Here is a 24554-nt window from a genome sequence, read left to right as displayed (position 1 = left end):
GGCGGGGTCCAAAGTCACTTTGAATTGCTCAGACTGGCGAGCTAACCAGTTCGCCGTCGCCTTGTTCGCGGTGCCTGTGCTTGCTGACCGATTTGCCGGCTGCTACGACGTCGTCGGTGAATTCAGCTCCGCCCGCGACCTTCATCGCGACGCCACCGCCCTCGCCCGCCTTGCCCTGCATGCCACCGTTGAACGTCAGCAGTTTCTCGGTCGTCTGGTTGCCGGTGAACGTCGAGTCCGGCACATCGGCGAGCAGCTTCGCCGTACGCAGCATTGCGCCGTCTGCCTTCAGCTCGAACTCCGTCGCGCCGATACGGAACACGATCCGTCCGCCGGCCGGCACCGACAGCACGTATTCATGGCTCGCATGGTTGTACTGTTCGAATGCACCGTCCGGGTAATCCGTCGCCGTCTCATCCGGACTGGACCGCCCCGAGCCGCCGTGCTGGTCCGTGTAGTAGCCGGGCGCGACAAATGCACCGGCGAGATCGCCGGACGGTGCCCACAGGGCCACCTCTTCGTCGACGGACGGCGGACGCCAATGTCGAACCTTGCCGGCCGCGCCGGCCTGCCATTTGAGCCAGTCGCTCACCCAATCGCCGATGCGCACCTTCACGCGAGGCGGATCGTACGTGACGGCCTCGACGATCGCGGACTGCGTCAGACATGCCATGCGGCGATCCATCTCGCCTAACTCGAAGTCGCTCACCCTTTACCCCGCATCCTGTCCGGACGGACTCCAGTAGTCGTCCTCGTGTCCCGGCCCCGTCCGGGGATCGACGCCCCACAGCACTGAGCGGCCCTTGGTCGGCGGCTCGAACACGTCGCCCAGGTCGAATTCGTGCACCCATTCGACGAGCCAGACGAGATACGTGTCCAGCTCTGGCCGGAACGGATCGACGCCCGCCGAGCCGACCTGCTTGCCGGGCGTCATGGGTAGTCCCCACGTCGCCCCGTGCACCGTTTGCAGTACGCGCGCGGACAGCTCTCTGACCTGCACCTCGGCATCCTCTACCAACGGATCAACGATCACGCGAGCCTGCATGCGCGCGATCAGCGGCACACGGCCCGTTCCGTCGTCGTGTCCCGGCTCCAGCTCTGCAAGCTCGATCGCGACGAACGGCGTTTCGATCGCCTTGCCGATCTTCGGATACGCATGAATGCGTTCGAGGTCCGGCAGCTTTGCGCGCAGGCCGGCCTCGATGCCGTCATGAAGTTGTTTCAGGTTATCGAGCACGGCTCGCCGCCTTCTGCAGTTCATAGTTGACCTCCTGCCGCAGCACCGTCATCAGCCTCGCCTCGCATGCCTGCGCGGCCCGGCGAAATGCTGGATCACCTGTCTGCGACCACTCGACCTTCACCACCTCGAACGGCGTCCGGGCCTTGCCGATGCGTCGATAGATCGGCCCGTCCGGTTGTCGATTCGTCTTGCGCCACGCGCTCTCGAACAGCGATTTACCGGCCCGCATGCCCTTCTTCGTGCGCCGTACCGCGCCGAGCCGGTGCGCTTCGAGCGGATTCAGGCCGAGCCACACCTTGCCCGTGTCGAGCGATCGCATGAAGAAGTACATCCGCTGCCGCAGGAGCTTCTGCTGAATGCCTGTCGCGCCGCTGACCTCTTTCGCCGTCTGACTCCGAATCCACGCGCCTGTCTTCCGCAGCGTCCGACGCCATGCCGCCTGCATTGCTGCAGGCGGCAGCTCCGCGAGCGCTTCGAGCGCCCCCCGTACGTCGATCTCGACCTTCAACAGATCCATCGTCACCTCAGAATGAGGATTGTCCAGCCCGTGCCGGTCGGGTGAATCTCGAAGACACGGAACCGCTCGCCACCCGCTTCGACGATGCTGCCCTCGCGCACGCGTGCCGCATCGTCGTCCGTGATGTCGAGGATCGGCGCAACCAGCTGCGTGCGTTGCGTTCCGAGATCCGGGCCAAGCCACGGCGCCTTGAACATGCCTTGTAGCGGCTTGCCATCGATCTTGACCTCGTCGGACAGGTCGCGCTTTACGGCCGTGTCGACGTCGGCCATCAGATCCCGGAACGCCATGTCACGCCTTCAGCTTGACCAGCGCCTTCGGGCGCGTGCACAGATGGATCGGGTTCGACTGCGCCTCGATCTCGACGCCCTTCCCGAATTCCATCAGCTCCTGCTTCGCGTAGTACGGAATGCCAGTCGTGTTGACCGCCTCGACGTAGTCGGCCGGCGCGAAGCGAGTGATGAACAGGTCCGGCACACCTTCGGGAATCGCGTGCGCCTCGTCGTCCGCCACATAGCCGACGTCACCGACGCGGCCGCGATAGCGCTCGAACGTGCAGCCGCCGAAGTCGAACGCGTCGCGCGCATCGCCGCGCAGCGACGCCGCCATCGCGGTCGCGAGGTACGTCTCCTTCACGGTCTTCGCGGCGATCAGCTTGTTCCAGAACGTCCGGCCGCAGAGCACGCGCACACCCGTGTACGTCGTCGCGCCCAGCGCATCTTCGATCGCGTCCTGCACCTCGACGCACTTCACGCGGATCTCGGTGTCCGCCTTGCCCAGCTCGAACGGAATCACGGTCTGCTCGATGCCGAAGTACTGCAGGAGGTCGATCAGCACCGTCTTGCCGTCGGCATCGAGCACCGCGCCCTTGATCGCGCCGATTCGATGGAATTCATGCGTCGCATCGAGCTGGCGGCGCATCTTCGCGAGCCGGCGATTCACGACCGTCTGCAGCGCCTCCAGTTCGGTCTCGGAACCGAACGCGCGCAGATTCTGGATCTCGTCCGCCTTGATCACTGCGCGCTGCGGCAGGTGCACCGTATTGAACGGAATCATCTTGCGCTTGCTGCCGACGACGACTGCGGCCGGCGAACCGCGCTCCCCGGCCGGCACGAGCGACAGCGTGTCGCCGTCGCGCTCGATCTGGATCGTCGTTGTCGTGATGCCGTCCTCTTCGAACAGGCCGAGCGAGCCGATGCGGCCGGGAACATACGGCTGATCGTTGATCGCAGCACTCAGGGACGAGAGGGAGAACGCATCGTCTTGAAACAGGGCGATATCCGCCATACAACCTCCGACATGAAAATGGGTACAAAAAAGGCCACGCGGTCGGCGTGGCCTTGAATGGGGTGGGTTTCGATCAACGGACGATCACGTGCCGCTCGGCCAGATCCCCGCGACTGGCAGCATCGAGTCCCGTGAGCAGGCCGCCAGCGACTTCGGCGAGCCGGACGACACCCGTCGCCGGACGCGGGGCTTCAGACGCTGCCAGCGGCGCATAGAGGATGGCAGCAGCGACTTCCGAACCGTCGTTAGCCGCTTTGTCGTACGGCGCATATTCGCCGGTACTGGTCACGCCGAGCACCTGCCCGGCCGGCAGTGCAGCGCCTGCCTTCACGACGATCCGCTCGCGCGAGATCTGCCCGTTGCCCTCCGACACGAGAAATTCAGCCGTCAGAGCGGCCTGTACCTTCCAGTTCGACATGAGTTTTCCCCTCCTCGGGTTACGTCAAAGTTACTTGCCGCTCTTGCGAGCCGCGTAGATGGACGCCGCACGCGGCGCATTCGCGACCACGGGCACGTCTTGCGACGCAACCGGTGCAGCACGATGGTTGATCGGCCTCTGCGAGGCTGTCACACGCTCAAACAACCGCGCACGCACCTGATCCGGTGTCAGCCCATCTGCCACGAAGCCGGCCGTCAGTTCGGTCAGGCTCGCGGCCAGACAGATACCTGCGATGTCCTGCGCGTTGCGGATTGCCGCGTCGACGGTCGCCCGATCGCGCAAGCCGGTCGCCAGCACGATGCCTTCGGCGCAGTGCTCGATCCGAGCATCGCGGCACGCAGCGAACACGTGCGACGCCAGCGCCGTGACATCGGGCGCTGCCGGCGGCTGCGGGGGCTGCGTCGAAGTATCGGGCGACGGATTGACTGGCTGTATCTCGCCGTCGGCCTCCAGTAACGCCACGATTTCGGCAGGCACCGCTGCATAGCGTGCCGCGAGTCGGGCTGCACCCGCGTATGCGGCGATGCGGATCGGGTCGACGACCGCATCGCAAAACCCTTGCTCCTTCGCCTGCGCGGCCGTGAGCCAAGTCTCGGCATCCATGATCGCGCGGACCTCCTCTTCGGTCCGGCCGCTGCGCTCGACGTAGGCCGCCAGCATGCTGTCCGACATGCTTTCGAGCAGGTCAGCGAGCTTGCGCAGATCTCCGGCGCCGCCGGCCGCGACCGTGTGCGGGTTATGGATCATCAGCCGCGCGTTCGACGGCATCTCGATCGTGTCGCACGCCATCAGGATAAGCGACGCTGCGGACGCGGCGACGCCGTCGACGCGCCCCTTCACCTTGCCGGCATACCGCCGCACGGCGTTGTAGATGGCGAACGCGTCGAACACGTCGCCGCCCATCGAATTGATCGCGACAACAATCGAGGCAGCGTTCTCCGCTAGCCCTTCGAGCCTCGACGCGAACAGCCCCGAGTCGGTGCCCCAGAATCCAATGTCCCCATAGATCCGGACCTCGACCTCACTCTCGCCCGCCGCGTTCACTTGCGCGCGGATGTCCCACCATCGCTTCTTCCCTTTCATTCGCCATCCCCATTTGAAAGATCGCCCGCCCCGTCGACCGGATCGAGCGTGTCATATCGAATCCCGAGCCGGCGCTCACGCGCGAGATCGTCCGCGTTCTCTTGGTCGACCTGCTCCGGATCATCACCGCGCGACAACACCGCCCCGGTCCGGCTCGCCAGCCCGGACCGGATCTCCATCCGCTTCGCCGTGACGTCCTGCACAGGATGGATATATGGCCAGCCCTGCGGCACCCACCGCACCCGCAGATACTCGCGACGGTGTCGGTAGTAATCGGCCATCGGCATCGCACCCGATAGTGCGCAGGCATCGACCCACCACCGCCAGACCTTCCGGCAGAACTGGTGGATGAACACATTCCACTGGAACTGCTCAATCGATCGCCTGAACTCGTTCAAGATCACCCGCAACACTCGATCGCTCACGTCGCGCAGATCGCCGGTCAAGACTTCGTACGGCATGCCAACCGAAGCCGCAGCCGCCATCAGTTGCTGGCGCATGAACGGCCCGTAGTCGGTCCCCGCGCCCGGTGGCTCGGCGAACTTGACGTCCTCTCCGGGGGCCAGCTCCTGCATGCTCCCCGGTTCGAGCGATACGACCGGCGAAAAACCGTCGACGTCGTACTGCATTTCTCCGCCCGTGATGGGATCTCCCGGAAAGCCCGGCTCGGCGGGTGGCTTCGTGACGAAGCCGACAAAGAGGTTGCTGACCTCCTGCCGGAACAGCACCGCATCGTCGAAGTTGTCCAGTGACTTGAGCCGTAGCAGCACGGTCGACAGCTCGGGAACGCCGCGCACCTGGCCGGGCCTCAACGCGAGAAACACGTGTGCGATCTCGTCGGCCGGCACGCGAACGGTCTGCATGTTGGCCGTCGATGCACGCCCGTACTCGCCGGGATGACGCTGCAGCAGGTGATACGCAACGCGTCGACCGTCCGCATTGAACTCGACGCCGTTGACGATCTCGCCCCCGCCCGGCACGACCTCGTTCTTCTCCATCGGCAGCAGATCGCCTTCGAGAAGCCGGATCTGCATGGGGACCGCTAAACCGTCGCGCAGACTGCGGAACTGGCGACGAACCAGTACCTCGCCGTCACTGAAAAACGCCCGAGCGGCAAGCGTCTGCACGCCAGCCATATCGAACAGCTCGTCAGCGTCGATCTCCTCGCAGCTATCCTCCCAAAGTTGCTTTTGCATCTTTCGCACCGCAGCGTTCGGATGCTTCGGATGCGCTTGAATACCGTTACCGATCGTGTTCGATACGAGTCGGGCAATCGCCGTTTTCGCCCACGGATCGTTGCGAATCGCATCGCGAGCGCGCGAGCGCAGTAGCGGCAGGTTTTGTACCGCCGCCGTGTTCGGGCCAGCGCTCGACGTTCGCCACGACTTCGCCCGTGCGCCCGTCGTGCTCGCCGACTCATAGGCCGCCGCTTTCAGCCGCGTCGGCACCACGAATCCGCGCCGCGCGAGTGACGGAAAGCCCGCCTTCATCGCACCCCCTTGCCGGCGTGGCGAATCCGGACGATCGACGAACGCCCAGCCGCGCCGTTCAGGTCGCGAATGATCTCGGTGCGCGCCTCGCGTAGTTCGCCGATCGAGCGATATTTCACGCGCCGGTCGGCATACTGGACTTCCAGCTCGCCCTTCGCGATTGCGGACTGGATGTTCTGCAGATCCTGCTTGGTGTATGCCATGCGATTCCCTCGTTTAACGGCGCTTCAGGTACGTCGACCGACCAACACGACGCCCCTGAATGCGCGAAACCCCGCTCAAGGGCGGGGTTTCGGCCGGTTTTATTACTGGCGGCGATGGCCGCGGAGTCTCTGCAACGACCACTTTGGCTGGCGGATCAGGTAACGCCTCGGCAGGCATGACAGTAGGCAGAGCCTCCAGCACCGGAACCGCATCGAACAGCGAGACCTGCGACGCGCGATGCTGCGCGGCTTGCCAGTCCGCTTCTTTCATCAGATGCACCTTCACGCTACGGGCCGCGTGCAGCGCATACCCTTCGCAATCGAGCGCTTCGTTTCTCGGGCTGATCTTCTTCCACACGCGCTTACCTCCGCGCGGCCCCGGCACCTTGACCTCTGCCGTGAGCTGCGACAGGTAGTCGCTGCGCACGCCGCTATACCAATGCATGCGGCCCGGCCCGTCGCCTTCGAGCTTCAGCCGGTTTTCGAGGATCAGATCCTTCGCGCGGCTCACGCCGACCATGTACGGGCGCAGCCCGTACTTCGCTGCCTTGCTGTTGTTGCGCGTCGAGTCGATCGACGCCTTCGGCACGCTGAAAATCTCCGCGTCGACGTTGCTACTGCCCTTGACGGCCATCACGTTGTAACCGGCCTGCTGCGCAGCTCGCACATACTTGTATACGGCGTCCGACGTCGCACCGTCCGACGAGTCGATCGACGTTGCCCGTACACGCAACAGCCAACCATTCTCATGCCGATACGCGTGCGACAACAGCATCGTCAGCGCGCCCCATACACCGCCCGCCATCGGGTCTTGCTGCTGCTCGGTCACGTTGCCGTAGATCTCTCCCCACAAGACGAGCCAGCTTTCCTCGCCGCGCCCCCATGCACGCAGGACGATTGCGAGCCGGTCGTGTTGCACGTCGACGCCGAGCGTCAACACCAGACCTCCGAGCGGAACCGTCAGCTCCGCGTATGGCAGCGCACGTTGCGCGAGCACGTCCAGCTCGGGCAGATCGGTCTTGTACTTGTACGCCCGGCCCTGCGAGTTGTTCACGAACGAACGCATCTTCGTATCGTCCCCTTCTCGCAGCGCCTTATCGGCCGTCAGCCACTTCTTGACCAGCTCGGCCATGTTCGAGCCGGGGAACGGCGACACCAGCTCGTTGATCCGAAAACCGGCAACGCCGTGAAACGGTGCCGTCGCAACCCACCGCCCGCGACGCACCGCGCGAATGCGCGCCGCGTCGTCCCACAAGGAGCCGCAATGCGGGCAGGTGTAACGAGCCGTCTCCGGTTGTGCGCGGCCGTAGACCTCATGTACGACTTCGGCGCCCTCGCTCCACGTGACGTTTTCCCACGCCAGCTCATGCTCCTCGTCACAATCAGGGCACGGCACCAGATACACGCGCTGATCCGATGCCGCGTAAGCCTGCTGGATGCGCGACAGGCCGTCGATGGTCGGCGTGCCGCCCAAGATCATCTTGCGTCGCCGGGCCGAATAGCTCTTGTTCCGCTCCTCCAGCAGCGTGATCGAATCGCCCTGCTCGCGCACGTTCGTGTTCGCGTCGTCTGGCTCCTCGACCGCAACGACCGGGGCCGGCGTCGACTTCACTTCGTCCGGCGCGTTCGACGTGATGAACTTCAGGAAGCCGCGCGCGAACGTCTTGTGATCCCACAAGTTGTTTTTGTCGCGGGCCGCGTGAACCGGCAATTTCGCCGAGAGACGAGGCGTCACCTCGACCATCGGCTCGAACTTCTCCAGGTTGAACTTCTTCGCCGTCTTCTCTTTCGGGAACATGACGATCATCGGGCACGGATCAACGTCGATCCGCTTGCCGATGTAGTTCAGCAGCACGCCATCTGTCCACGCGACCTGCGCCGACTTCATACACACAATCTTCTGCACGGTCGGATCGTCCAGCGCTTCGTGCATGCCGAACACCCACGGCGTTATGTTCGGGTTATACCGGCCGGGGCTGGCCGATCCCTTCGCGCTCAACCTGCGATGTTTGCGCGCCCAATCCGTCGTCCCAATCCGCTCCGGCGGACGCAGCATCTCCGCGATCCGGCGAATCACCGCGTGGACTGTCTGGGTCGTATTCAGAAAGCTGCTCAAGGCATCCATATATATGCTCGTTCAACCATTCGACGTCCACCTCGACGCCGTAGAGCGTGCGCAGCTCCTGCACCAGCTTGTCCGACAGCGACAGCAGTTCCGTTTGAAATGCGCCGACCATCAGGCCGTACGCCTGTTCGAGCTGCGCCGCATTGACGAGCTGCCCCTTCTTCTCTGCCAGCGTCAGCAGCTTGATCTCGCGATCGACGCGCTCCGTCATCGCACGCTCGGCGACAAGATCGATCCCGGTCTCGCTGGAGCGGCCCGCCGCGACCTCGCGCAAGTGCCGAATGTAGGCAATGCGGATCTCGTCGATCGACGCCGCGCGGTAATCGAGCCGGACCTTGTCGACGAACCGCGAAACGGCCGACTGATCAAGGTCGAGATGGTCAGCGATCTGCTGCTGAGTCGGCATGAATATGACCCCCTATGGAAACTCGCCAGTAGAGAAAAAACGCGGGTGCGAGCCCCCGCGTATGGCGATGCCCAGAGGGTCCCCGCCTGCTCAAAAAATAGGCAGACCCGCACCGATCGCGACATCGGCAGTCGTGCCGTCGCCCGCGCGGTCCATCGCCCACACGACACGGTCCATCGCGTCGTCAAACACGAAGCACCGCGCGGTAACGCGCCCCATGCTTCGATCTTCATCCCACGTCGACCAGACCTCGCTCGGCCCGGCGCTCGTCGACTCGATTCGCATTTCAGCGCCCCAATGCAAAAAGCCCCGAGGGCTTTCGCACTCAGGGCTTCTGGTTTTTCGAACTCGCTCTATCAAGGCGTCAATGGACGCCCAACGTCAACGCGCTTCAACGAATCAATACCAATCATCAGCGTCGTCACAATGCAAGCGGCACACACGAGCATCTGCTCTTGCTCGCTCGATTTGTTATGGTTCTTCCCGATGCCGAGATTAAGACTAGCTTCGTACAGCTCAGTACCTTCAAACTTTTTCACCAGCTCTGCAAGCCTATCTCGGTTCCGATCACTGCGAAGGGTCGATGCCTCGATCTCGTGTGCGAATTCATTGCGAATGCGCCGAAAGATCTGAATCGCACTTTCTAGTTCACCGTCGATCACGCCGAGCCGCCGCGCGAGAGCAATCTTCGCCGAGAACGCGCTAAGCGGCCGCTCTGAATCAAACAGATTATCGGCCGTCCCCTGCTTCGGGTGCAGCACATGCTGCAGCAATTTTTCCAAATCCGAGTCGATGCGTGCAACGGCAAGAATCACGGATGCGCGCTCACTTTCAAGCGCCAACGAATTCATGAGGTTGTACACATCCTCCAACATTTGCCGGAATCGCACTCGCATCCATTCAGGAACGTCATTCCGATTTACTACGTCGTCGAAATTTATTGACCTCACCTTGCCTCCTTCCCCGTGCTTGAATTTTCGCGCTCTGGTGTACCACGGGACAATTCTAGCGAAGAAAGCAAAAGCCCTGAGCGCTTGCACACTCAGGGCTTCGATATTCATTTCGTAAGGGCGAACGCCCTCCCAACAGATCCCGGCAGACAGTTATCGTTGTTGGTCGCGGCGCTCCCGCGATTCAGTACGCCTGTCGGGCAAAGGTTGCGACACGAGTATGCGGTCGCTCATTCATCCAGTGATGCAGTAAAGGATGTGCAGATTTTAAGCGATCCGCTCTTGAAATGGAATACGTTTCATCCTCGCAATTGTCGACGCAATGTGTCGTACACCGATCCATCTACTGTATCCAGCAGCGCGAGCATGTCGTGAAAACGCCAAGACCAGTTCTTCCGATACTCGTCGAGCGATACGCCGAGCGCGTGCGCCCGGCCAGCGTCGTCGACCTGCCGCTTGCCGGAACCGGAACAGTCGGGGCAAATGTGCCGGCCCTTCGCATCCGAAACCGGCAACGCAGCGATTCGGCCCATCCCGCCGCAGTCGTCGCATGATTCGTATTCCCGAAAGACCAGCGGCCCGTTACGCCCTTCGAAGAACGGGATACGCTCCTCCGATACACACACCTTCCCGCTGCCCCCGCATACACCGCAAGCGTGTGTTGATTTCGTGACGGCACGCGCACGACGCACGACACCACGCCCTTCGCACTCGACACATTGATCGTTCACCCACTCATCCAACAACCGCAGCGCGAACCGCTCGACGATGTCGACCTTCGAACGCTCGACAGCGTGCCCCGCACGTTGATCGCGGCGCTCGTCGCGCGACAGACCAGTGAACCGCGCACGCTTGAATCGGCCAGACGTCCGGATCATCTGCGCCAACAGCAACGTTGCACGTCGAACCGTCGCTGGCGTCGGCAGCGGCCCGGCTTTGATTCGGGCCAGCAAGCTCCCGAGATCGTTCGCAAAGGCGAGGGCGCCCAAAGTAACTTTGGGATCGGCAATCGGGTCGGTGAACTGACCACGAACGCTCATCGCAACGCCCACCCGCTCTTTTAAATCGATCATGACTCTCTCCTACTCGTCCTAATGTCTCAATGTCCCAAGGGAAAAGGCTTGCAGGGGTGCGCGCCTGCGACATGCGCGACATGCGCCGCTCACGTCGCGCATGTCGCGCCCCTGCACCCGCGCCCGAGACCGCGCCTTGGGACATTGGGACATGGGACGTCCGCAGCGCGCCAAGACGGGGCCAGTGGCGCGCTTGCCGTGCAGGCACAGCGCGCCACACAATCACAACGGACTGTCGTCATCACCCGCTGCGACCAGTTCGCGCTCGGATTCCGGCTCTTGCTCTTCGCGCACGTAGTACCACCCACGCGATCCTGTCGACTCCCGCTTGCGCACCCAACCGAGCGACTTCAGCGCCTTGCCGATGCGACGCTGCTCCGGTAACGTCCATTTCGACGTGTCGAGCTTCAGGACGTCGGCGAGGATCTCTTCCATCGTTGTGCGCGCAACGTATTCCAGAGCCTTGGCGATCTTGTCCTCGTACACGTCGCCCTCGTAGCGCTCTGCCTGCTCGATCTCGAACAGCGGCCGTTCCTGCTCGGTCACGTGCCACACGACGCCCCAGCGGTACAGGTGAACGGCTTCGGCCCATAGCTGGTCACGGACGGCCACGATGCCGTCGATGTCGACCAGACCACCGACTCGCAGCGGCCAGTAACGCCGGTTGCCGGATTCGTCTTTCAGGTACGTGTCGAAGTTGACCGAGCCGGCGAACACGCACTGGCGCGGCACGTCCGTCGCCCGCTTGCCGTAGAAGTTACGGAACCGGTCGACGGCCGTCGCGAAAAAGCTCTTCACTGCCGACGAGTCGGCCTTGTTCAGTGAATCCAGTTCAGCCAGTTCGATTACCCACTTGCCGGCCAGCACAGCGTACGTGTCCTTGTTGCCGATCTGGATCGGCGTGTCGGTGAACCACGGCGCACCCGCCAGCACCTTCAGTGCGGTCGATTTGCGGTGCCCCTGCTTGCCTTCGAGGATCAGCACGTTGTCGACCTTGCAACCGGGCTCCATCACGCGTGCGACGGCCGCGATCATCCACTTCATGAAGGCGAGCTGTACATACTCGCTGTCGGCCACTCTCAGGTACGTCGATGGCATCGACCGCACACGCGGCACGCCGTCCCATTTGAGCCCTTCGAGGTATTCGCGCACATCGTGGAAGTGGGTCGCGTCTGCTACCAACAGCACCGCGTTCATCACGATGTCGGTACGCACCGACAGGCCATACCGCTGCGACAACCACAACGCGCAGCGTTGATCGTCCATGTCGGTCCATTCGCCCGTCACGCCCTGCGGGAACGGTGGCGCCTTGCGCTTCATGACGCGCCCGCCGAAGTCGTCCTGCTCGATCACGCCCTTCCACGCCTTGTGGTTCGACAGGATCATGTGCACATTGCCGAGCGTCGGCAGCAGCGTGCCCTTATCCGAGCGCGCGAGATCCTGCTCCCACGTATGAGCGCCGTTCTCCGCTTCGCGGCCATCCCATTCGGACTGTTCTGCGGCAGCGGACGTCGCGTGCGGTTGCGTTTGTGGTGCATCTACGGACGACGGTGCGACCGTCGCCGGCCGGATGTCTTCGTTCGCTGGCGCGATGACGCGCAAGATCGCCGCTTGGATCTGCCCGGCGACGGATTCGAGACCGTCCTCGACGTGCAGGTCGTTGAAGTCCGTCAGCTTGCGCTCGCCCCGATTGGCGAATACCGGATAGACGACGCTCACGTCATCGACCTCGGCTGCCGCCTCGTACGCACGTTTTAGGCCGGTGTTTTCGAAACGCTTGCGGCGTACCGGCATCACATCATTGCCGTAGCTCGCTTCGACGTACGGCACGCCGTTGTCGTCACGGCGACGTGCTGCCGCGATCATGTACCACGTATTCTTCGCCTCGATCCGAACCGGCTCCGCACCGAATACCAGCTCGCCACGGAAACCGAATTCGTCGGCAAGCCACTCGCGCATGCGTTGCTCGATCTTCCAGTCATCGTCTGCGCAGATCAACACGTGCACGTCCGGGTGCATTGCGCGCAAGCGGCGCACAGCCGGCAGGATGCCGCCGGCATCGAAGCAGACGTCGACGGCGAAGGCGCGGTCGAGCGCCATGCGGATCGAGCGTGCGGTCGCGTAGCCTTCGGCGACCAACACGACCTGATCGTCAGCACCCACCACGCCGAGCAGACACGATGCGCCCTTCTTCTCCATGCCCTTGTTGAAGCGCTTCGCGCCGTCCGGCGTGATCTTCTGCAGGCCGACGAGACGAGCCTCGTCGCCGTACTGGTACATCGGCACGAACATTGTGCCGTCGGTATCAAAGCGCACGCCTTCGGCCAAGATCTGCTTTCGCTCCAGGTACGCGGACGTGCCCTGTTCAGACGCCCGGTTCCACTGATCACGCGCGCGGTTTGCGGCGAGCTTCGCCTGCCGGGCGTCGCGTTCAGCCTGCTCGCGTTCGGCCGCTTCCTGACGGCGACGCGTCTCGGCGAGCACTTCCTCGCTCAGTGGTGCACCGTTCCACTCGAATCGCTCGGTACCCGGATCGTCGCCCGAGAAGTGACCGAACGTACCACCATAGCCGATTACAGCGCCCTTGCTGACAACCTCTCGAAGCTGATACCAGTATTTCTTGCGTGGCCCGTACCGATGATGCTTGCCGTCCGCGACGGGATGCCCTGCGGGCAGGTCGGGATGTCCGGCCGCACGCAATTGCTGAATGATCTGGTCCAGTGTCGCCATACAAAAATTCCCTCGATCAAAGTTACTTTGGCCGCTTCTCGCGGCCAGATCACAATCCATTGAGCAGCACCGGTTAGCTCGTACGCCGAGCCGCATCCAGCTCGGCGAGGCGACGGTCGCGTGCGACCTTGTGAGAGAAGCTGCGCCACGCTGCCAGTCCGGCTGCATAGCACTGCCGCCCACTCGGCGACCGGCTGTACTGCGATGCGCCGCGTCGCAATGCGCTACTGTTTCCGTTCACGTTCACGGGGGTCTCCTGTTATTTGCCGCGTAGTCGACGCCATTCCGCCGACATGAGGTCGTCGAACGCGGCTAGATCCAGCGCGCAGAGACGATCGGTAAGCTGATTGCGGAACGCGTGCCGTTCCGCCTTGGTTGCGAGCGCGGCGCATGCGCGCGCAGCTCGGTCGACGAACGGACGCACCTGCCCCGCTGCGCACGCTTCCGCAAGAATCGGAGCGAGGCGATCGGGGAAGGTAGCGATCAGTTCTGACAGCAGGCGCCCTGCTTGATCAGGGGCACACTCGAATTGGGATGCGAGCTTCGTGACAGCGCACGCCAGTTGCTGCTCAGTTGAGCAGCGGAGATCGATCCGTTCACGCTCAGGCCGACAGCACCCCATGCCGTGCTTGAATCGCTCCATGTCAACGATTCCGACGTCTTGCGGCGAGGTTGCGGGCCGCGTAGATCAACCTCTGGAACAGGCGCTGTCCCTTGCGCCCCGTCGCGATGATTTGCTCGGCCTCCCGGTCGTCGATTCGTTGATCTTCGAGAGCGCGGGTCACGTCGTCGGCAACGCGACCGACGTGCGCCTGCAGGTGCAGCGTCGTCGAGACGAGATGCATCGTGCCCGGCTCGAGCGCCTCATCAGTCCCGTGATCGCCGACATGCTCGGCAACCAAACCGAAGCGCGCGTTCAGTGCGTGCAGCGCGTCGAGTGCATGCGCGCTGCCTTCGGTCTTTTCCTGCATCCACTCGACCAGCAGCTCGAACATTTCCATCGACAAACGACTGTCGCCCACACCCCGCAGGCGGAGTCGGAGCGATTCAGGCGTGATGTTCTTGCCGCGACGGATCGTGAGGTAGTTTGCGGCGTCGGCAACACCACCGGGCGTGTCGCGAACGGACGTGTAGAGCACGTCCAGCCATTCGGTACTGTCGTATCGGCAGGTCATTTCAGATATTGAGCTGAAGCGGCTTTCATCCTGTCGCGGAGCACATTCCGCGATTACGATTCGGCCAATGGATAGATGGACGATGTCAATGCACTGCAGGCTGCGTAGCGGTTACGACCGGATGATCAGAAAAGTGGTCGTAGAGGGTTTGAACAGTCGACACGCGGGGATCGCGGTGGATGCGTAGCGCGATCTTTGTCAGCGTCTGGTAGGGGATGCCGCACTGGCGGGAAATTTCCGGCCACGCACCTTTAGCCGCGTCAAGGTTGCGCAGCACGGTAGCGAGCATCGGTTCTTTGTTGTTCCGCATTGGACGATCCTTGGATGATGGCCGCCCAAATAATATCCCATTAGGGATATTCACTCAACGCCAATCGCATACCCAATATCTCGCAAGGGATTGAGCTTTCCCGGCAATATGCAGCCATGAATAAGATGCCGCTTCGGAAAATCTTGGCGCGGAACATTCGCCGGCACATGGAGGCGAACGAACACATCCGCACGCAAGTGCAACTGGCCAAAGCCGCCGGCGTGGCGCAGAGCAGCATTGCTCGCGTACTCAAGGGCGAAGTCGACACCCAACTCTTTGTGATTGAAGCGATCGCCGATGCGATTGGCGTGCCACCCGGATCACTCCTTGTGCACGACGAGGCCGAGCAGGGAATACTGCGATTCAATCGATCGCTCGTAGCCGCACTTCCCTCCTCAGAGAGGGCGAAGATCGAGAGTTACATCGAGTTCGTGCTGAGTCAGAGCGAAGCCGTCAAAGTTGAAGACGATGGCTCCCTCAGCATTTCAGAAGAAGTCCCCTCAACGAACGAATCCCGGCGCCGCGCAGGTGTGGCCGCTCAACGTCCATTATCAAATGAAACGGTGAGCAATGAGAAACCACGCCGCGAAACAGCATTCCGAGAGACCAGAAAACACCGCCGATAACGTCTACCATCTTTCGAATCACGACCTGAATCCCCGGCATCGGGCAATTCGCGAACATCTTCGCGACCAGTTGGCCCGTCACGCCGAAGAGTCGATCGTCGCAATCGCCTGCGTGACAATGCAGGCCGATGGAGCGGTCAGCATCTCCGCAAAAGGCATCGAAGCCGACCTAGCCGACGACATGCTCGACGGACTGGGACACCTCTCGGCCCGAATTCGCCACCACACCAAACCAAAGCCGAAATCGAAGCCCGGCAGCCGGCAACGCGGATACGCTGCAGTCGCCTTACTGGCAGCAATGGCGCTACTCGCTTTCGCATACGTCAACGAGATCGCGTGGCTCGACTGCGCCACCGTGCTCGCCAGCCAATTGCTCGCCCCATTTAGCGGACGAAGACCCTCTCCGCGCCAATAACTGCACCACCCCGCAATCCCCTGCGGGGTATTCCGCACGCAAAATATCCCTATAGGGATTGACAGATAAATATCCTAACGGGGATACTCCGATTGTCGCGTCGCCCGACGCCCAACCGGAGATCCCACCATGAAATCGACCGATCTGAACGCGGAAGCCCGTAAGGACTGGCTCCACGACGAGCAAACGCCCCGCATTGCCCCAACCGAACCTGCCCGCCAAAGCAACTTTGAGAAATCGCCGATCTTCCGCTGGACGATCGTCGCAGCGCTCTTGTTCGTCGCAGTGAACGTGTTCCAAGACGATCCGGTCGTCGTGCCGACGACCGATTACCACGTGACCGTCTAAGCCGCCTCGACCCGGCCGGGGCGCGCGTCCCCGGCGCCATGGAGACCACCATGCCGCGAATCAAAGCCCACACCCTTCCCGCTGTCGACGTTGAGCGTCGCGACACCCTGTCCCTTCGCACGATCGTCCGCTATGACCCGAACGCACGACGACCGTCGACGCCAATCCTCGTCGGCAAGTACGTCGTCGGTCGCCGCCCCTTGGCAGACAGCGTCCACACGCTGTATTTGATCCTCGACGGCAATGAGATTGCCGATAAGCAGATCTCGATCCCGAGCGAAGCCGACTGCGCCACGGCGATCAAGCGCCTGCGTGATGCAAAGCGCGCAGCGGGCACTGCAGCATCGATCGCGATCGTTAAAGCGAAGAAAGCCGGCAAGGCGCGCACCGATACCGCGCGGGAGATCGCGTAATGGACGACCGGACGCAACAGCTCGACCTCACCGCACCGATCCCGACCGGCAACATCAAGGCCGCGGCCGCAGCGGCCGGCGCAACGTCATCGGACCTGTGGATGGTCCCCTATGGACAGCTTCACTACGATCCGTCCGACAACATTCGACCGGTTGATACCGAATGGGTAACGCACCTCACCGCGTTGATGATGGAGAACGGGTACGACAAGGGTTCACCGCTCCATTGCTACGCGCGAAAGGTCGACGGCAAGGATCTGCTGTACGTGTACAAGGGGCAGCACCGCTACCTTGCGGCCGGCAAGGCAATCGAAGCAGGCAAGGACATCGGCAAGATCCCGGTCGTCGTTCGCGACGCGAAGACGGTCAACCGTGCCGAAATGGTGATCGACGGCTATCTGAGCAACAACGGCAAACCGTCGTCGCCGCTTGATCTCGCCGCTGCCGTCGCAGAGCTGCGCGACATCCACGGCATGACGCTTGCCGCCATCTGCAAGCGCTTGAACATCAGTGATCAAACGATTCGCGACGTCGGGCTGCTTGAGCGGGCACCGGCCGAACTGCATCAGCTCGTACGGAACGGCCAATGTACCGGCACACTCGCGATCGAACAGATCCGCCAGCACGGCGGCGACAAGGCGCTCGAACGCATCGTCGCCGGGTTGTCCAAAGCGGCCGAAGCGGGTAAGTCGAAGGTGACGAAGAAGTATCTCGCGGCAGGGCCTTCGCTCGATATGCGCCCGGCCCTGCAACCTTCGCCCGCGCATGCGACTGCCGCTACCGCCACCGATGCCGGCGACGTCTCATCGCCTGCCGGGTTGCCGGGCGCTGATGCTTCGATCGAAACGCAAGCACCCATGCAGGCAGCCTTGCGCCAAAGCGCCGCCGGCAAGATCAGCGAGAAGCAATCAAAGCAACTTTTTCATGCCTTGCAGGCCGTGCTGCACGACCCCGTCTTCGGCAGGCTTTCTCCGGGCACCATCGACGCAGTACATACCGCGCTGACGCCACTCGCGGATCTGCTCGACCCTGCGCCCGCACGCAAGACTACGTACGCTATCGCCACCGCGAACGACCACGGCGTCTATACACCGACGGACATCTTGTCCGCGCCGAAGCAACAACGCACCGGTCGAAGCCCCGCAGAAATTCGGGTCGCGCTGATTGCCGAAGGAGTTTGGATCTACGGGTTCGATTACACGATTGGTACTGCCGGCGGCGCCTCGCCGTGCTCTTATCACGAGGGCATGGCGACCTATCCGACCCGCGTTCAGGCAATTCGCGGGGCCGTCCGCGACGTGACCCAACGCATCGAGACAAGCACCACTATGTCGAAGGCCAAGGAAGCCGACAGCGTACGCAAATGGCTCGACAAGTTGTATGCGATGCCCGATCCCGACTGGACGCCGGAAATGGCGCAGGAGACAGCCCAATGACCCCACGCCCGGCCCTTTCTACCCCACGTCCGCTGCCGCGAAAGCGGGAACACGCGAAAAAGCGCCCGGCTATCGCACTGGCGAGCGTCAACGGCACTTCAATGCAGTCTCAGTGCAACGGGCTGACGCCCGCAAATGCAATCCAGAAAGACGAAGCGCCGCTCGCGCGGCGCAAACCTATCCAGACGAACGAAGCCTTGGCGGACACCCACCAAGGCAGGCTCGCGCGATTCGATGCCGTTCGCATCGAGATCCGCTCGTTGATCACCGAGATCTCACACGCGGCCGACGTCGAGGTGCTGGACCTGATGGCCGGCGAGATCGAATCGTTCGCTCGCCATAAAGCCGCTCAGGACGCACGCACCTGGGCGGCAACCGCCAGCATCACGCTCGAAACCGGCCTCATGCAACTGGCACGCGCGCTTCCCAATTCCATCACACAGGCAGCTCAACATGACTGATCAAGCCCTCTACGCCGCACACATCGCCAAAGCCCGAGAGATCGTGGTCGCGTCCGTAAAGCGCCTGCGTGCCGCTCACGTCGACTGCACCGACCTCATGGAGCAGGCAGAGCGATACCTTCACGCGACACGGGCGATCGACCATTTTCACGCCGTCTACGATGCTGACCTAGCCTTCGAGCCGAATGATCAGCGGACGATCGCAGGTCTCGCGAACGTCGGCAGCGCGCTTTTCGAGCTGCTGTCACCGACGATCCCGTCGCACACACCCGACGAGGCGTTGACCGAAGCCATCAACCACCTGATCAACATGCGCGCCGAAGCGCGACTTCACCCGGCACCTGACAACCTGAACTGGGGGGCGCTATGAGCCTGCTGACCCGCGCCTATATTCTTGAGAAGTATGGCCCACGCATGACGCTGGCGCAGCTCGCGCAGCTATTGCTGATGTCGGAAGGAACCATCCGCAACCAGATCAGCGCCGAGACGTTCCCGATCCCGACCTACAAGGAAGGAGGCGGTCGATTCGCCGCATACGACGCGGTTGCAGACTACCTCGACGGGATGTCCGCAGCCGCGCGAGCAAAAGCCGCATAGGTGCGCCCCTCACTCGCTTCATTCACGCATGAAACAGATCGCCTTGTAGCTGCTTCAAGCGATCGATCTTCTCAAACAGGCGGATCTTGGCATCCGCCTTTATTGCAGCCGATTCGGGCATCAACGCGACCAGCTCCTCCAACTCCTTCGCATCGCGAACGTTCTTGAACGCCTTGAGCTTGTTCACGTACACCACGGACTTGCGTCGCCGGAGCAGCAACTCAATCACGTTGCTCAAAGTCCCGGTACTCTGCGAATCCCAAATCATCAAACCGAAGTCCGCATCCTTCGCCATTTGCACATCCTTGGCCGTGTAGAACTCGCGAGAGCCAGGTGCATATGATGAGTCGACGCTACGAACGGGCCAGCTTCCGACATTGTTGCGAGGCAACGGGCCACTGCAGTACACAACCGCATGCGTGACCGCGTGCTCCCACAGGTACTGCTGAATGGAGGTGTCCGCCCCACTCGCGTCCCCAACAAGCACGTCACACTCTTTCGCGATGATGTTGTCGATCCGCGCCTTGACCTTCGCGTCGAGATGCTTGATTCTGATCGACCCTGCTATAAAAACTTTACTCATCGCTACACCTTGCTTGTGATCGCTGCCAAGTAGATTCCCGCAATCTTCGGATACGAACGAAGTACCTCGCAGGCCGCGTGCGCCGTTGCGCCACTGTCGTGGAGATCATCTAGCAACAAGACGTTGTGCCGCCCGTCGCCTGCGATCTGATCCTGAATCGAAAACGCTCCACTGAGTGCTTCATCCTTGGCTTCTCTTGTCGGAAGATTCTTCAACTTCGGGCCGCCCGCCCTCTTCAGTAGCAACTGATGGAACACCGGCTTGTTGGTCAACCGCCCCAACGCATCGGCAATCTGGAACACCGGCTGCGCGGGGCGCCACGTCGACGCCGGCATCGGCACAATCAATCCTATGAACGGCAACTGCGGGAATATGTTATCAGCGACTGCCTGCGCCAAAGGTTCTGCGTGTTCGCAGCCATTACGGTACTTCAACTGAAACAGAGATTCTCCAACTTCGGTTCGGACGGTGTCGAAGCGCGCGTGCCCGTGTTCGTCATCGCCAATGTACGTGCTCGACACTGTGTGCTTATCAAGCGCGAACCCCAGATCCCAATTTCCGCGAATCGCCCTCAGCTTTATCCTCATGATCCAGCCCCGTTTACTTTATTTGTTTAGCCTTGCTGGCTACAGAGTAACCTGTTCGACTACATGGCGCATCGAGGACAATTACGCAGACTTCAACAGCTTGAGCCGGCCCGTTTCCGCGACCTGGGCGGGATCTAGATTCGTGTAACGCGTCAGGTTAGCCAGCCCTTATGCCCCCTCACTGCTGCCCGCCATGTGGGAGAGGGCCACCGGCAATCAGATCAGCGCCGAGACATTTCCAATCCCAACGTCTACGGGTGACGGTGAGCCGATTTGTCGCATACGGCGCCGTCGCAGACTGTCTGAAGATCATGTCGCAGAATGTACGGCAGAAGTTGGCCGAAGCCTACTGAACTGCCTTATGAGTGCCGCTTCCCAATCCGGCATGCGGCCTCACCGATCTCAGCCAAGCTTCAATAGACCTGAAAAGTACAAAAACAAAACTGTGGACCCCGCCACCGACACGGCGACTAGGCCGTCAACAAACCACAAGAGCCGACGCTGCCTTACTTCACGTCTTCCCAAATCGGCATACATTGCCGTCAGCTCTACGGGCCACACTTTGGCCTTTTTTTCGAGCAATGCTTTCTGCGCGCGAATTTCGTCCCCCAGCGCAGCAAGCGTCGCGAGTTGGTTCCGCACAAGAAGTGCCATAAGGACAGCAAAAACATAGATGCCCGCCAATACCACAACATTCTTCAGCGTGACACCGTTCGACCGCCCCATCTGACTCCCGGCAAGCACCACGGCCACCGGAATTGCCAAGATCTGATTCTGAATATCAGAAAACGTTTTAGTAATTTTTACGATGTAATCAAACTTCTTGTCGACGTTCTCTTGAACGATTTTCTCGACCGAGAACTCCGCAATATAGAGTTCGTAATTATCGACAAAACGCTGATATAACTCATCGAACTGGGCAATGAATCGATGCAGTCGATCGCCCGCCTCAGCACCCTTAAGTGCATCTGAAAGAATCGTTCGAAAGATAGACTTTCGCTGCTCTTTATGCAGCGCCTCAGACATCATGGCGAGCCAATTGTCCACCTTCGACAGAGTCCGAATATCAGATGCCTTAAGTGCCACAGGAACCTCGATCTTCTCGCGCTGCAGAAAAACAAGACGCAGGCCGCCAGTTGACCTATCCTCGTAATCAGCAGTCATTTGCAATAGGCTAATCGCACGCAGCGTCGAAAAGTAACTTTTGATGCGATCATTTGATGGGCTGTCCTGACTCGAACAAAGGACATCCTCATCCGCGAGGTAAAAATTGGCCGGGGCTTCGTAGGACGACCAGACCTGGCTATCCAATAGATCATCCAGAGATGCGCCACAGAAACAATCTCGTCGACGCGGAACGCTCAACTCAATGTTGCGAGCCACATCGTCAGTAGCCTTCAGAAACTGCTGATTCGGATACGCAAGCGACGCATCTTGCATATCCGAGAACAACTTGCGGTTTTCATGCGTCGGCACCATGGCGCCCCGAACACTACCGCCGTCGAACTCGACGTTGCTCATTACCAGCAACGCACGTCGACAAAGCGTCAGTTCATCGAGGACGCTCATGCTCAAAACTCCTCCACTTGGCGAAGCAGTGCTGGCGGCAGGTCGCGCATAATGAGCGCCTTCTGCTCACTGTCAAAAAACACTCGCTTACCAATCAGATCAGCATCAAAAGACACTCGAATCCCCTTATCGCCACCACTGATGCGACGGAGCGTGCGATACACCGAAGGATCTGGCTCGAAATCGTCAGCAACTGCCAAATCAGCCTGCTGATTAACAAAATCAAGAAACGCTTGTGGCGCATCGTCGCTCAGTCGGCCCGAAAGCGCTTGCAAACTTATACGCTCGCCAGCCACGCGTTTTTCCTCGCAGTAGTCGTATACGATTTGCCGCCGCCGCTGCCGCTCCTCAGGTGTAACGTCATCCTGCGACACATACAGTTGCAATGCCTCCAGCAGCCCCCGCGTAAGCGCCTTTGATTGAGTGAACTCGTTGCAACCGATGAACTCTCGAAAGTAACGCGTAAAGTCATCTGTAGATGATCGACGCTTAGCGAACGAGAGATATCGGTCCACCCCTGCACTCCATCCCGTCAAATTGACGCGAGCCATTTCGTGCAGATGATCAAGATCGATATGCTGCTGGTTTGCCAGCTCCAGTTGATCGTTGAAAACCAAGCCGGGCCTGTTTTTTAGCGAGGCGATAAGCATAAATGCGTCTTCGCCTTCAACATAGTGCGCAAAGAAAATGTACCCCCCGGTTGCCAAAGCGGCCTGATCTATCCGCTGCTTAAGCACCTGCATTGCGCCATGCGTAAATCCCAGAAAATCCCATCCGGGATTAGCATAGTCAGCCATCAACGCGCTAAGGGGATACGCGACTTGATCCGGGTTGAACGTGCCATAGCCACGACCGGTCTTGCTGTTGTATAGGGTTCGCAACCGCGAAACCAACGACGTCAACTGATCGCCCGCAGGTAGCACAGCAGGGCGCAATGTTATGGTTGCGGGTGGACTTGTGCCGTCCTCGAGACGTTGTTTATTCAAAACATGAACTACGGCACGATGCAATTCCAAGACTGGTCTCCTTTTCGTAGCCTTACCGCCAGACGCGGTTCGGTGGGAGTGTAACGAAAAAGCAAGCTCGTCGGCGCGCCGCGTTACTCATGAACTACTGTATGTAAACACAGTCCACGAGGAATTGCAACGCTAACCAGCAGACGGCCATACCGTCCCACCGCCCCAGCAGAGCCTGCAATTTCAAAGCTACGCCTCGTTAACTAGACGTAGCTGCCCTTTCTTTGCGACTTGCTCAGGATTCAGATTGGTGTACCGCTTCAGGTTGCGCCAATCTTTGTGCCCGGTCACCGCCGCAACTTCCGGAATATCCCATCCGCCTTCGAACAGCGCACTCGTCGCTTCGTGCCGGAGATCGTGCAGACGAAGATCGACGATGCCTTTGTCGTCACAGGCCAGCTTGAAGTACTTGCTCGCAGTGCTCTTGTCGAAACGAAAAATGTATTCGTTCGGATGCGGCTCGATCTTCGGGTCCATCTTGCGCTTCGCCTCGTATTCAGGCGGCACCGGATACCGTGGCTGACGCAGCAATACTTCAAGCGAGTCACCGATTAGAGGCACCCACTCATCGTTGCCCTTCTTCTGTCGTGGATGTTTGCGATCGCGGACTAACGCGAGCCGGCGCTCGACGTCGAGATCGGACCACGTCAAGCGAAACAGCTCGCCGCGCCGGAATGCACTTTTCATCGCGACGCGGATGACATCTGGCACCGCCTGTTCGCGCTCCGGATGTTCAGCGAACCACTCGAAGATCTTGACGATCTCTTCACGTGTCGGCCGCCGGTCGCGGAGCTTCCCCGGCCCGATTAGCTGCAGGTGATCGAGAGTCGGCCGCGCAATGCTTGGAGCGTGCGGCAACCGCAGATCGAGTAGCGACGCCATGTGTTTGTACACCGTCCCGAGCTTGGATATGTCCATGTCGATCGTGTACTGCCCCGCCCCGTCTTTCTTGCGCTCCTGGGCGAACTTGACCAGCCGCTTGGTTGATAGCTTCGCCGCCACCTCATCATCAAAGTGACTTTCCAGCCGCTTGAGCATGTAATCTTCGTTCGACTTCTCCGCTACCGGCCGACCGGAATCGTTACGAGCGTTTCGATACAAGCGCACCAACTCGCCGACCGTGATCGTCTGCTCGCCAACGGCGCCTTGCCCCTTGTCGATACCACCCTCGATCTCGCGCGCCCACGCTTCAGCCGCGCCCTTGGTTCGAAACGTCTTTGCTATACTCTGTCCCCGCCGGCGGATTTGAGCACGCCAGCGGTCGCCGATCTTGAGGATCGAAGCCATGAAACACCCCGTTTGTGGACTGTAGCAATGCGTCATCCACATACGCTGCTACAGGGTCGATTTGTAGCAGAATTGTAGCAGGCGGGGCGTTAAACTATGCTTCACAACCCGTCATTTCGCGTCATGCGCGGAAAGACGAAAATCCCGGAAAGGCACACGGGGCAAGGCTAAGAGCCTGATTCGCAAGG

The 24554-nt window shown here is 61.0% G+C and carries 30 protein-coding genes; 8 read left to right on the top strand and 22 right to left on the bottom strand.

Features of this window, described 5'->3' with window-relative positions; all coding sequences use genetic code 11:
* Positions 1 to 28: 28 nt before the first annotated feature.
* From HW466_RS11205 to HW466_RS11125, 17 genes are all read right to left on the bottom strand, one after another.
* Positions 29 to 709: a phage baseplate assembly protein V gene (locus tag HW466_RS11205; protein ID WP_151002774.1), complete on the bottom strand. Its 681-nt coding sequence runs from the start codon at positions 707 to 709 to the stop codon at positions 29 to 31.
* Positions 710 to 712: 3 nt separating this feature from the next.
* Positions 713 to 1237 carry a hypothetical protein gene (locus tag HW466_RS11200; RefSeq protein ID WP_151002769.1) on the bottom strand — a complete coding sequence of 175 codons (525 nt, stop codon included), beginning with the start codon at positions 1235 to 1237 and terminating at the stop codon, positions 713 to 715.
* Positions 1227 to 1757 carry a phage tail protein gene (locus HW466_RS11195; protein WP_151002767.1) on the bottom strand — a complete coding sequence of 177 codons (531 nt, stop codon included), beginning with the start codon at positions 1755 to 1757 and terminating at the stop codon, positions 1227 to 1229. Before HW466_RS11195 ends, HW466_RS11200 begins: the two co-directional genes overlap by 11 nt.
* A 2-nt stretch (positions 1758 to 1759) precedes the next feature.
* Positions 1760 to 2047, bottom strand: a complete 288-nt coding sequence (locus tag HW466_RS11190) for a head-tail joining protein (protein ID WP_124627716.1) — start codon at positions 2045 to 2047, stop codon at positions 1760 to 1762.
* A 1-nt stretch (position 2048) separates the two neighbouring features.
* A complete protein-coding gene (locus HW466_RS11185) occupies positions 2049 to 3044 on the bottom strand; it encodes a major capsid protein (RefSeq protein ID WP_151002765.1) in 996 nt (331 codons plus the stop codon).
* Between the two features lie 73 nt (positions 3045 to 3117).
* Positions 3118 to 3462: a head decoration protein gene (locus HW466_RS11180; protein ID WP_151002763.1), complete on the bottom strand. Its 345-nt coding sequence runs from the start codon at positions 3460 to 3462 to the stop codon at positions 3118 to 3120.
* A 30-nt stretch (positions 3463 to 3492) separates the two neighbouring features.
* On the bottom strand, positions 3493 to 4566 hold the full coding sequence (locus tag HW466_RS11175) for a head maturation protease, ClpP-related (protein WP_151002761.1): 1074 nt from the start codon (positions 4564 to 4566) through the stop codon (positions 3493 to 3495).
* Entirely contained in the window at positions 4563 to 6056 is a 1494-nt protein-coding gene (locus tag HW466_RS11170) for a phage portal protein (RefSeq protein WP_151002759.1), read from the bottom strand. Before HW466_RS11170 ends, HW466_RS11175 begins: the two co-directional genes overlap by 4 nt.
* Positions 6053 to 6259 (bottom strand): phage head-tail joining protein, encoded by a 207-nt coding sequence (locus HW466_RS11165; RefSeq protein ID WP_006497114.1) that lies wholly within the window; start codon positions 6257 to 6259, stop codon positions 6053 to 6055. Before HW466_RS11165 ends, HW466_RS11170 begins: the two co-directional genes overlap by 4 nt.
* Before the next feature lie 13 nt (positions 6260 to 6272).
* Complete coding sequence (locus HW466_RS11160; protein WP_338145011.1) at positions 6273 to 8315, bottom strand: phage terminase large subunit family protein; 2043 nt, start codon at positions 8313 to 8315, stop codon at positions 6273 to 6275.
* Positions 8221 to 8790, bottom strand: coding sequence for a MarR family transcriptional regulator (locus HW466_RS11155; protein ID WP_174905713.1), 570 nt, complete (start codon positions 8788 to 8790; stop codon positions 8221 to 8223). Before HW466_RS11155 ends, HW466_RS11160 begins: the two co-directional genes overlap by 95 nt.
* A gap of 356 nt (positions 8791 to 9146) precedes the next feature.
* Positions 9147 to 9851, bottom strand: a complete 705-nt coding sequence (locus tag HW466_RS11150; protein WP_151002753.1) for a hypothetical protein — start codon at positions 9849 to 9851, stop codon at positions 9147 to 9149.
* A gap of 188 nt (positions 9852 to 10039) precedes the next feature.
* Positions 10040 to 10813, bottom strand: coding sequence for a zinc finger-like domain-containing protein (locus HW466_RS11145; protein ID WP_151002751.1), 774 nt, complete (start codon positions 10811 to 10813; stop codon positions 10040 to 10042).
* A 222-nt stretch (positions 10814 to 11035) separates the two neighbouring features.
* Positions 11036 to 13543, bottom strand: a complete 2508-nt coding sequence (locus HW466_RS11140) for a virulence-associated E family protein (protein WP_151002816.1) — start codon at positions 13541 to 13543, stop codon at positions 11036 to 11038.
* Positions 13544 to 13802: 259 nt separating this feature from the next.
* Positions 13803 to 14186 carry a hypothetical protein gene (locus HW466_RS11135; RefSeq protein ID WP_151002749.1) on the bottom strand — a complete coding sequence of 128 codons (384 nt, stop codon included), beginning with the start codon at positions 14184 to 14186 and terminating at the stop codon, positions 13803 to 13805.
* Between the two features lies 1 nt (position 14187).
* The gene (locus HW466_RS11130; protein WP_151002747.1) at positions 14188 to 14718 is read right to left on the bottom strand and encodes a phage regulatory CII family protein; all 531 of its coding nucleotides are present in this window, start codon (positions 14716 to 14718) and stop codon (positions 14188 to 14190) included.
* 85 nt (positions 14719 to 14803) lie between these two features.
* Positions 14804 to 15028, bottom strand: a complete 225-nt coding sequence (locus tag HW466_RS11125) for a hypothetical protein (protein WP_170296586.1) — start codon at positions 15026 to 15028, stop codon at positions 14804 to 14806.
* A 116-nt stretch (positions 15029 to 15144) separates the two neighbouring features.
* On the opposite strand from HW466_RS11125, the gene HW466_RS11120 reads away from it, so the two are divergent.
* From HW466_RS11120 to HW466_RS11085, 8 genes are all read left to right on the top strand, one after another.
* Positions 15145 to 15654: a helix-turn-helix domain-containing protein gene (locus HW466_RS11120; protein ID WP_151002745.1), complete on the top strand. Its 510-nt coding sequence runs from the start codon at positions 15145 to 15147 to the stop codon at positions 15652 to 15654.
* A complete protein-coding gene (locus tag HW466_RS11115; RefSeq protein WP_151002743.1) occupies positions 15599 to 16069 on the top strand; it encodes a hypothetical protein in 471 nt (156 codons plus the stop codon). Before HW466_RS11120 ends, HW466_RS11115 begins: the two co-directional genes overlap by 56 nt.
* 129 nt (positions 16070 to 16198) lie before the next feature.
* Positions 16199 to 16417 carry a hypothetical protein gene (locus HW466_RS11110; RefSeq protein WP_151002741.1) on the top strand — a complete coding sequence of 73 codons (219 nt, stop codon included), beginning with the start codon at positions 16199 to 16201 and terminating at the stop codon, positions 16415 to 16417.
* A gap of 50 nt (positions 16418 to 16467) precedes the next feature.
* Positions 16468 to 16830 (top strand): beta-hexosaminidase, encoded by a 363-nt coding sequence (locus HW466_RS11105; RefSeq protein ID WP_151002739.1) that lies wholly within the window; start codon positions 16468 to 16470, stop codon positions 16828 to 16830.
* A complete protein-coding gene (locus HW466_RS11100; RefSeq protein WP_151002737.1) occupies positions 16830 to 18266 on the top strand; it encodes a ParB/RepB/Spo0J family partition protein in 1437 nt (478 codons plus the stop codon). Before HW466_RS11105 ends, HW466_RS11100 begins: the two co-directional genes overlap by 1 nt.
* Positions 18263 to 18727, top strand: coding sequence for a hypothetical protein (locus HW466_RS11095; protein ID WP_174905712.1), 465 nt, complete (start codon positions 18263 to 18265; stop codon positions 18725 to 18727). The genes HW466_RS11100 and HW466_RS11095 overlap by 4 nt, the downstream gene beginning before the upstream one ends.
* Positions 18720 to 19097, top strand: coding sequence for a hypothetical protein (locus HW466_RS11090; RefSeq protein WP_151002735.1), 378 nt, complete (start codon positions 18720 to 18722; stop codon positions 19095 to 19097). The genes HW466_RS11095 and HW466_RS11090 overlap by 8 nt, the downstream gene beginning before the upstream one ends.
* Positions 19094 to 19324, top strand: a complete 231-nt coding sequence (locus HW466_RS11085; RefSeq protein ID WP_151002733.1) for a hypothetical protein — start codon at positions 19094 to 19096, stop codon at positions 19322 to 19324. The genes HW466_RS11090 and HW466_RS11085 overlap by 4 nt, the downstream gene beginning before the upstream one ends.
* 22 nt (positions 19325 to 19346) lie before the next feature.
* On the opposite strand, the gene HW466_RS11080 is transcribed toward HW466_RS11085, so the two are convergent.
* The 5 genes from HW466_RS11080 to HW466_RS11060 all read right to left on the bottom strand — a co-directional run bounded on the left by HW466_RS11080 (position 19347) and on the right by HW466_RS11060 (position 24408).
* Positions 19347 to 19907: a hypothetical protein gene (locus HW466_RS11080; RefSeq protein WP_151002731.1), complete on the bottom strand. Its 561-nt coding sequence runs from the start codon at positions 19905 to 19907 to the stop codon at positions 19347 to 19349.
* A 2-nt stretch (positions 19908 to 19909) separates the two neighbouring features.
* On the bottom strand, positions 19910 to 20494 hold the full coding sequence (locus HW466_RS11075; protein ID WP_151002729.1) for a ComF family protein: 585 nt from the start codon (positions 20492 to 20494) through the stop codon (positions 19910 to 19912).
* A gap of 402 nt (positions 20495 to 20896) precedes the next feature.
* On the bottom strand, positions 20897 to 22063 hold the full coding sequence (locus HW466_RS11070) for a hypothetical protein (protein ID WP_151002727.1): 1167 nt from the start codon (positions 22061 to 22063) through the stop codon (positions 20897 to 20899).
* Positions 22064 to 22065: 2 nt separating this feature from the next.
* Positions 22066 to 23079 carry a nucleoid-associated protein gene (locus HW466_RS11065; protein ID WP_151002726.1) on the bottom strand — a complete coding sequence of 338 codons (1014 nt, stop codon included), beginning with the start codon at positions 23077 to 23079 and terminating at the stop codon, positions 22066 to 22068.
* A gap of 189 nt (positions 23080 to 23268) precedes the next feature.
* Entirely contained in the window at positions 23269 to 24408 is a 1140-nt protein-coding gene (locus HW466_RS11060) for a site-specific integrase (RefSeq protein ID WP_174905711.1), read from the bottom strand.
* Positions 24409 to 24554: the final 146 nt, after the last annotated feature.

It is taken from the genome of Burkholderia territorii, from assembly GCF_902833055.1.
Taxonomy (GTDB): Bacteria; Pseudomonadota; Gammaproteobacteria; order Burkholderiales; family Burkholderiaceae; genus Burkholderia; species Burkholderia territorii.
The sequence above is the reverse complement of the archived record's forward strand: the minus strand, read 5'-3'. Positions and strand labels throughout refer to the sequence as shown.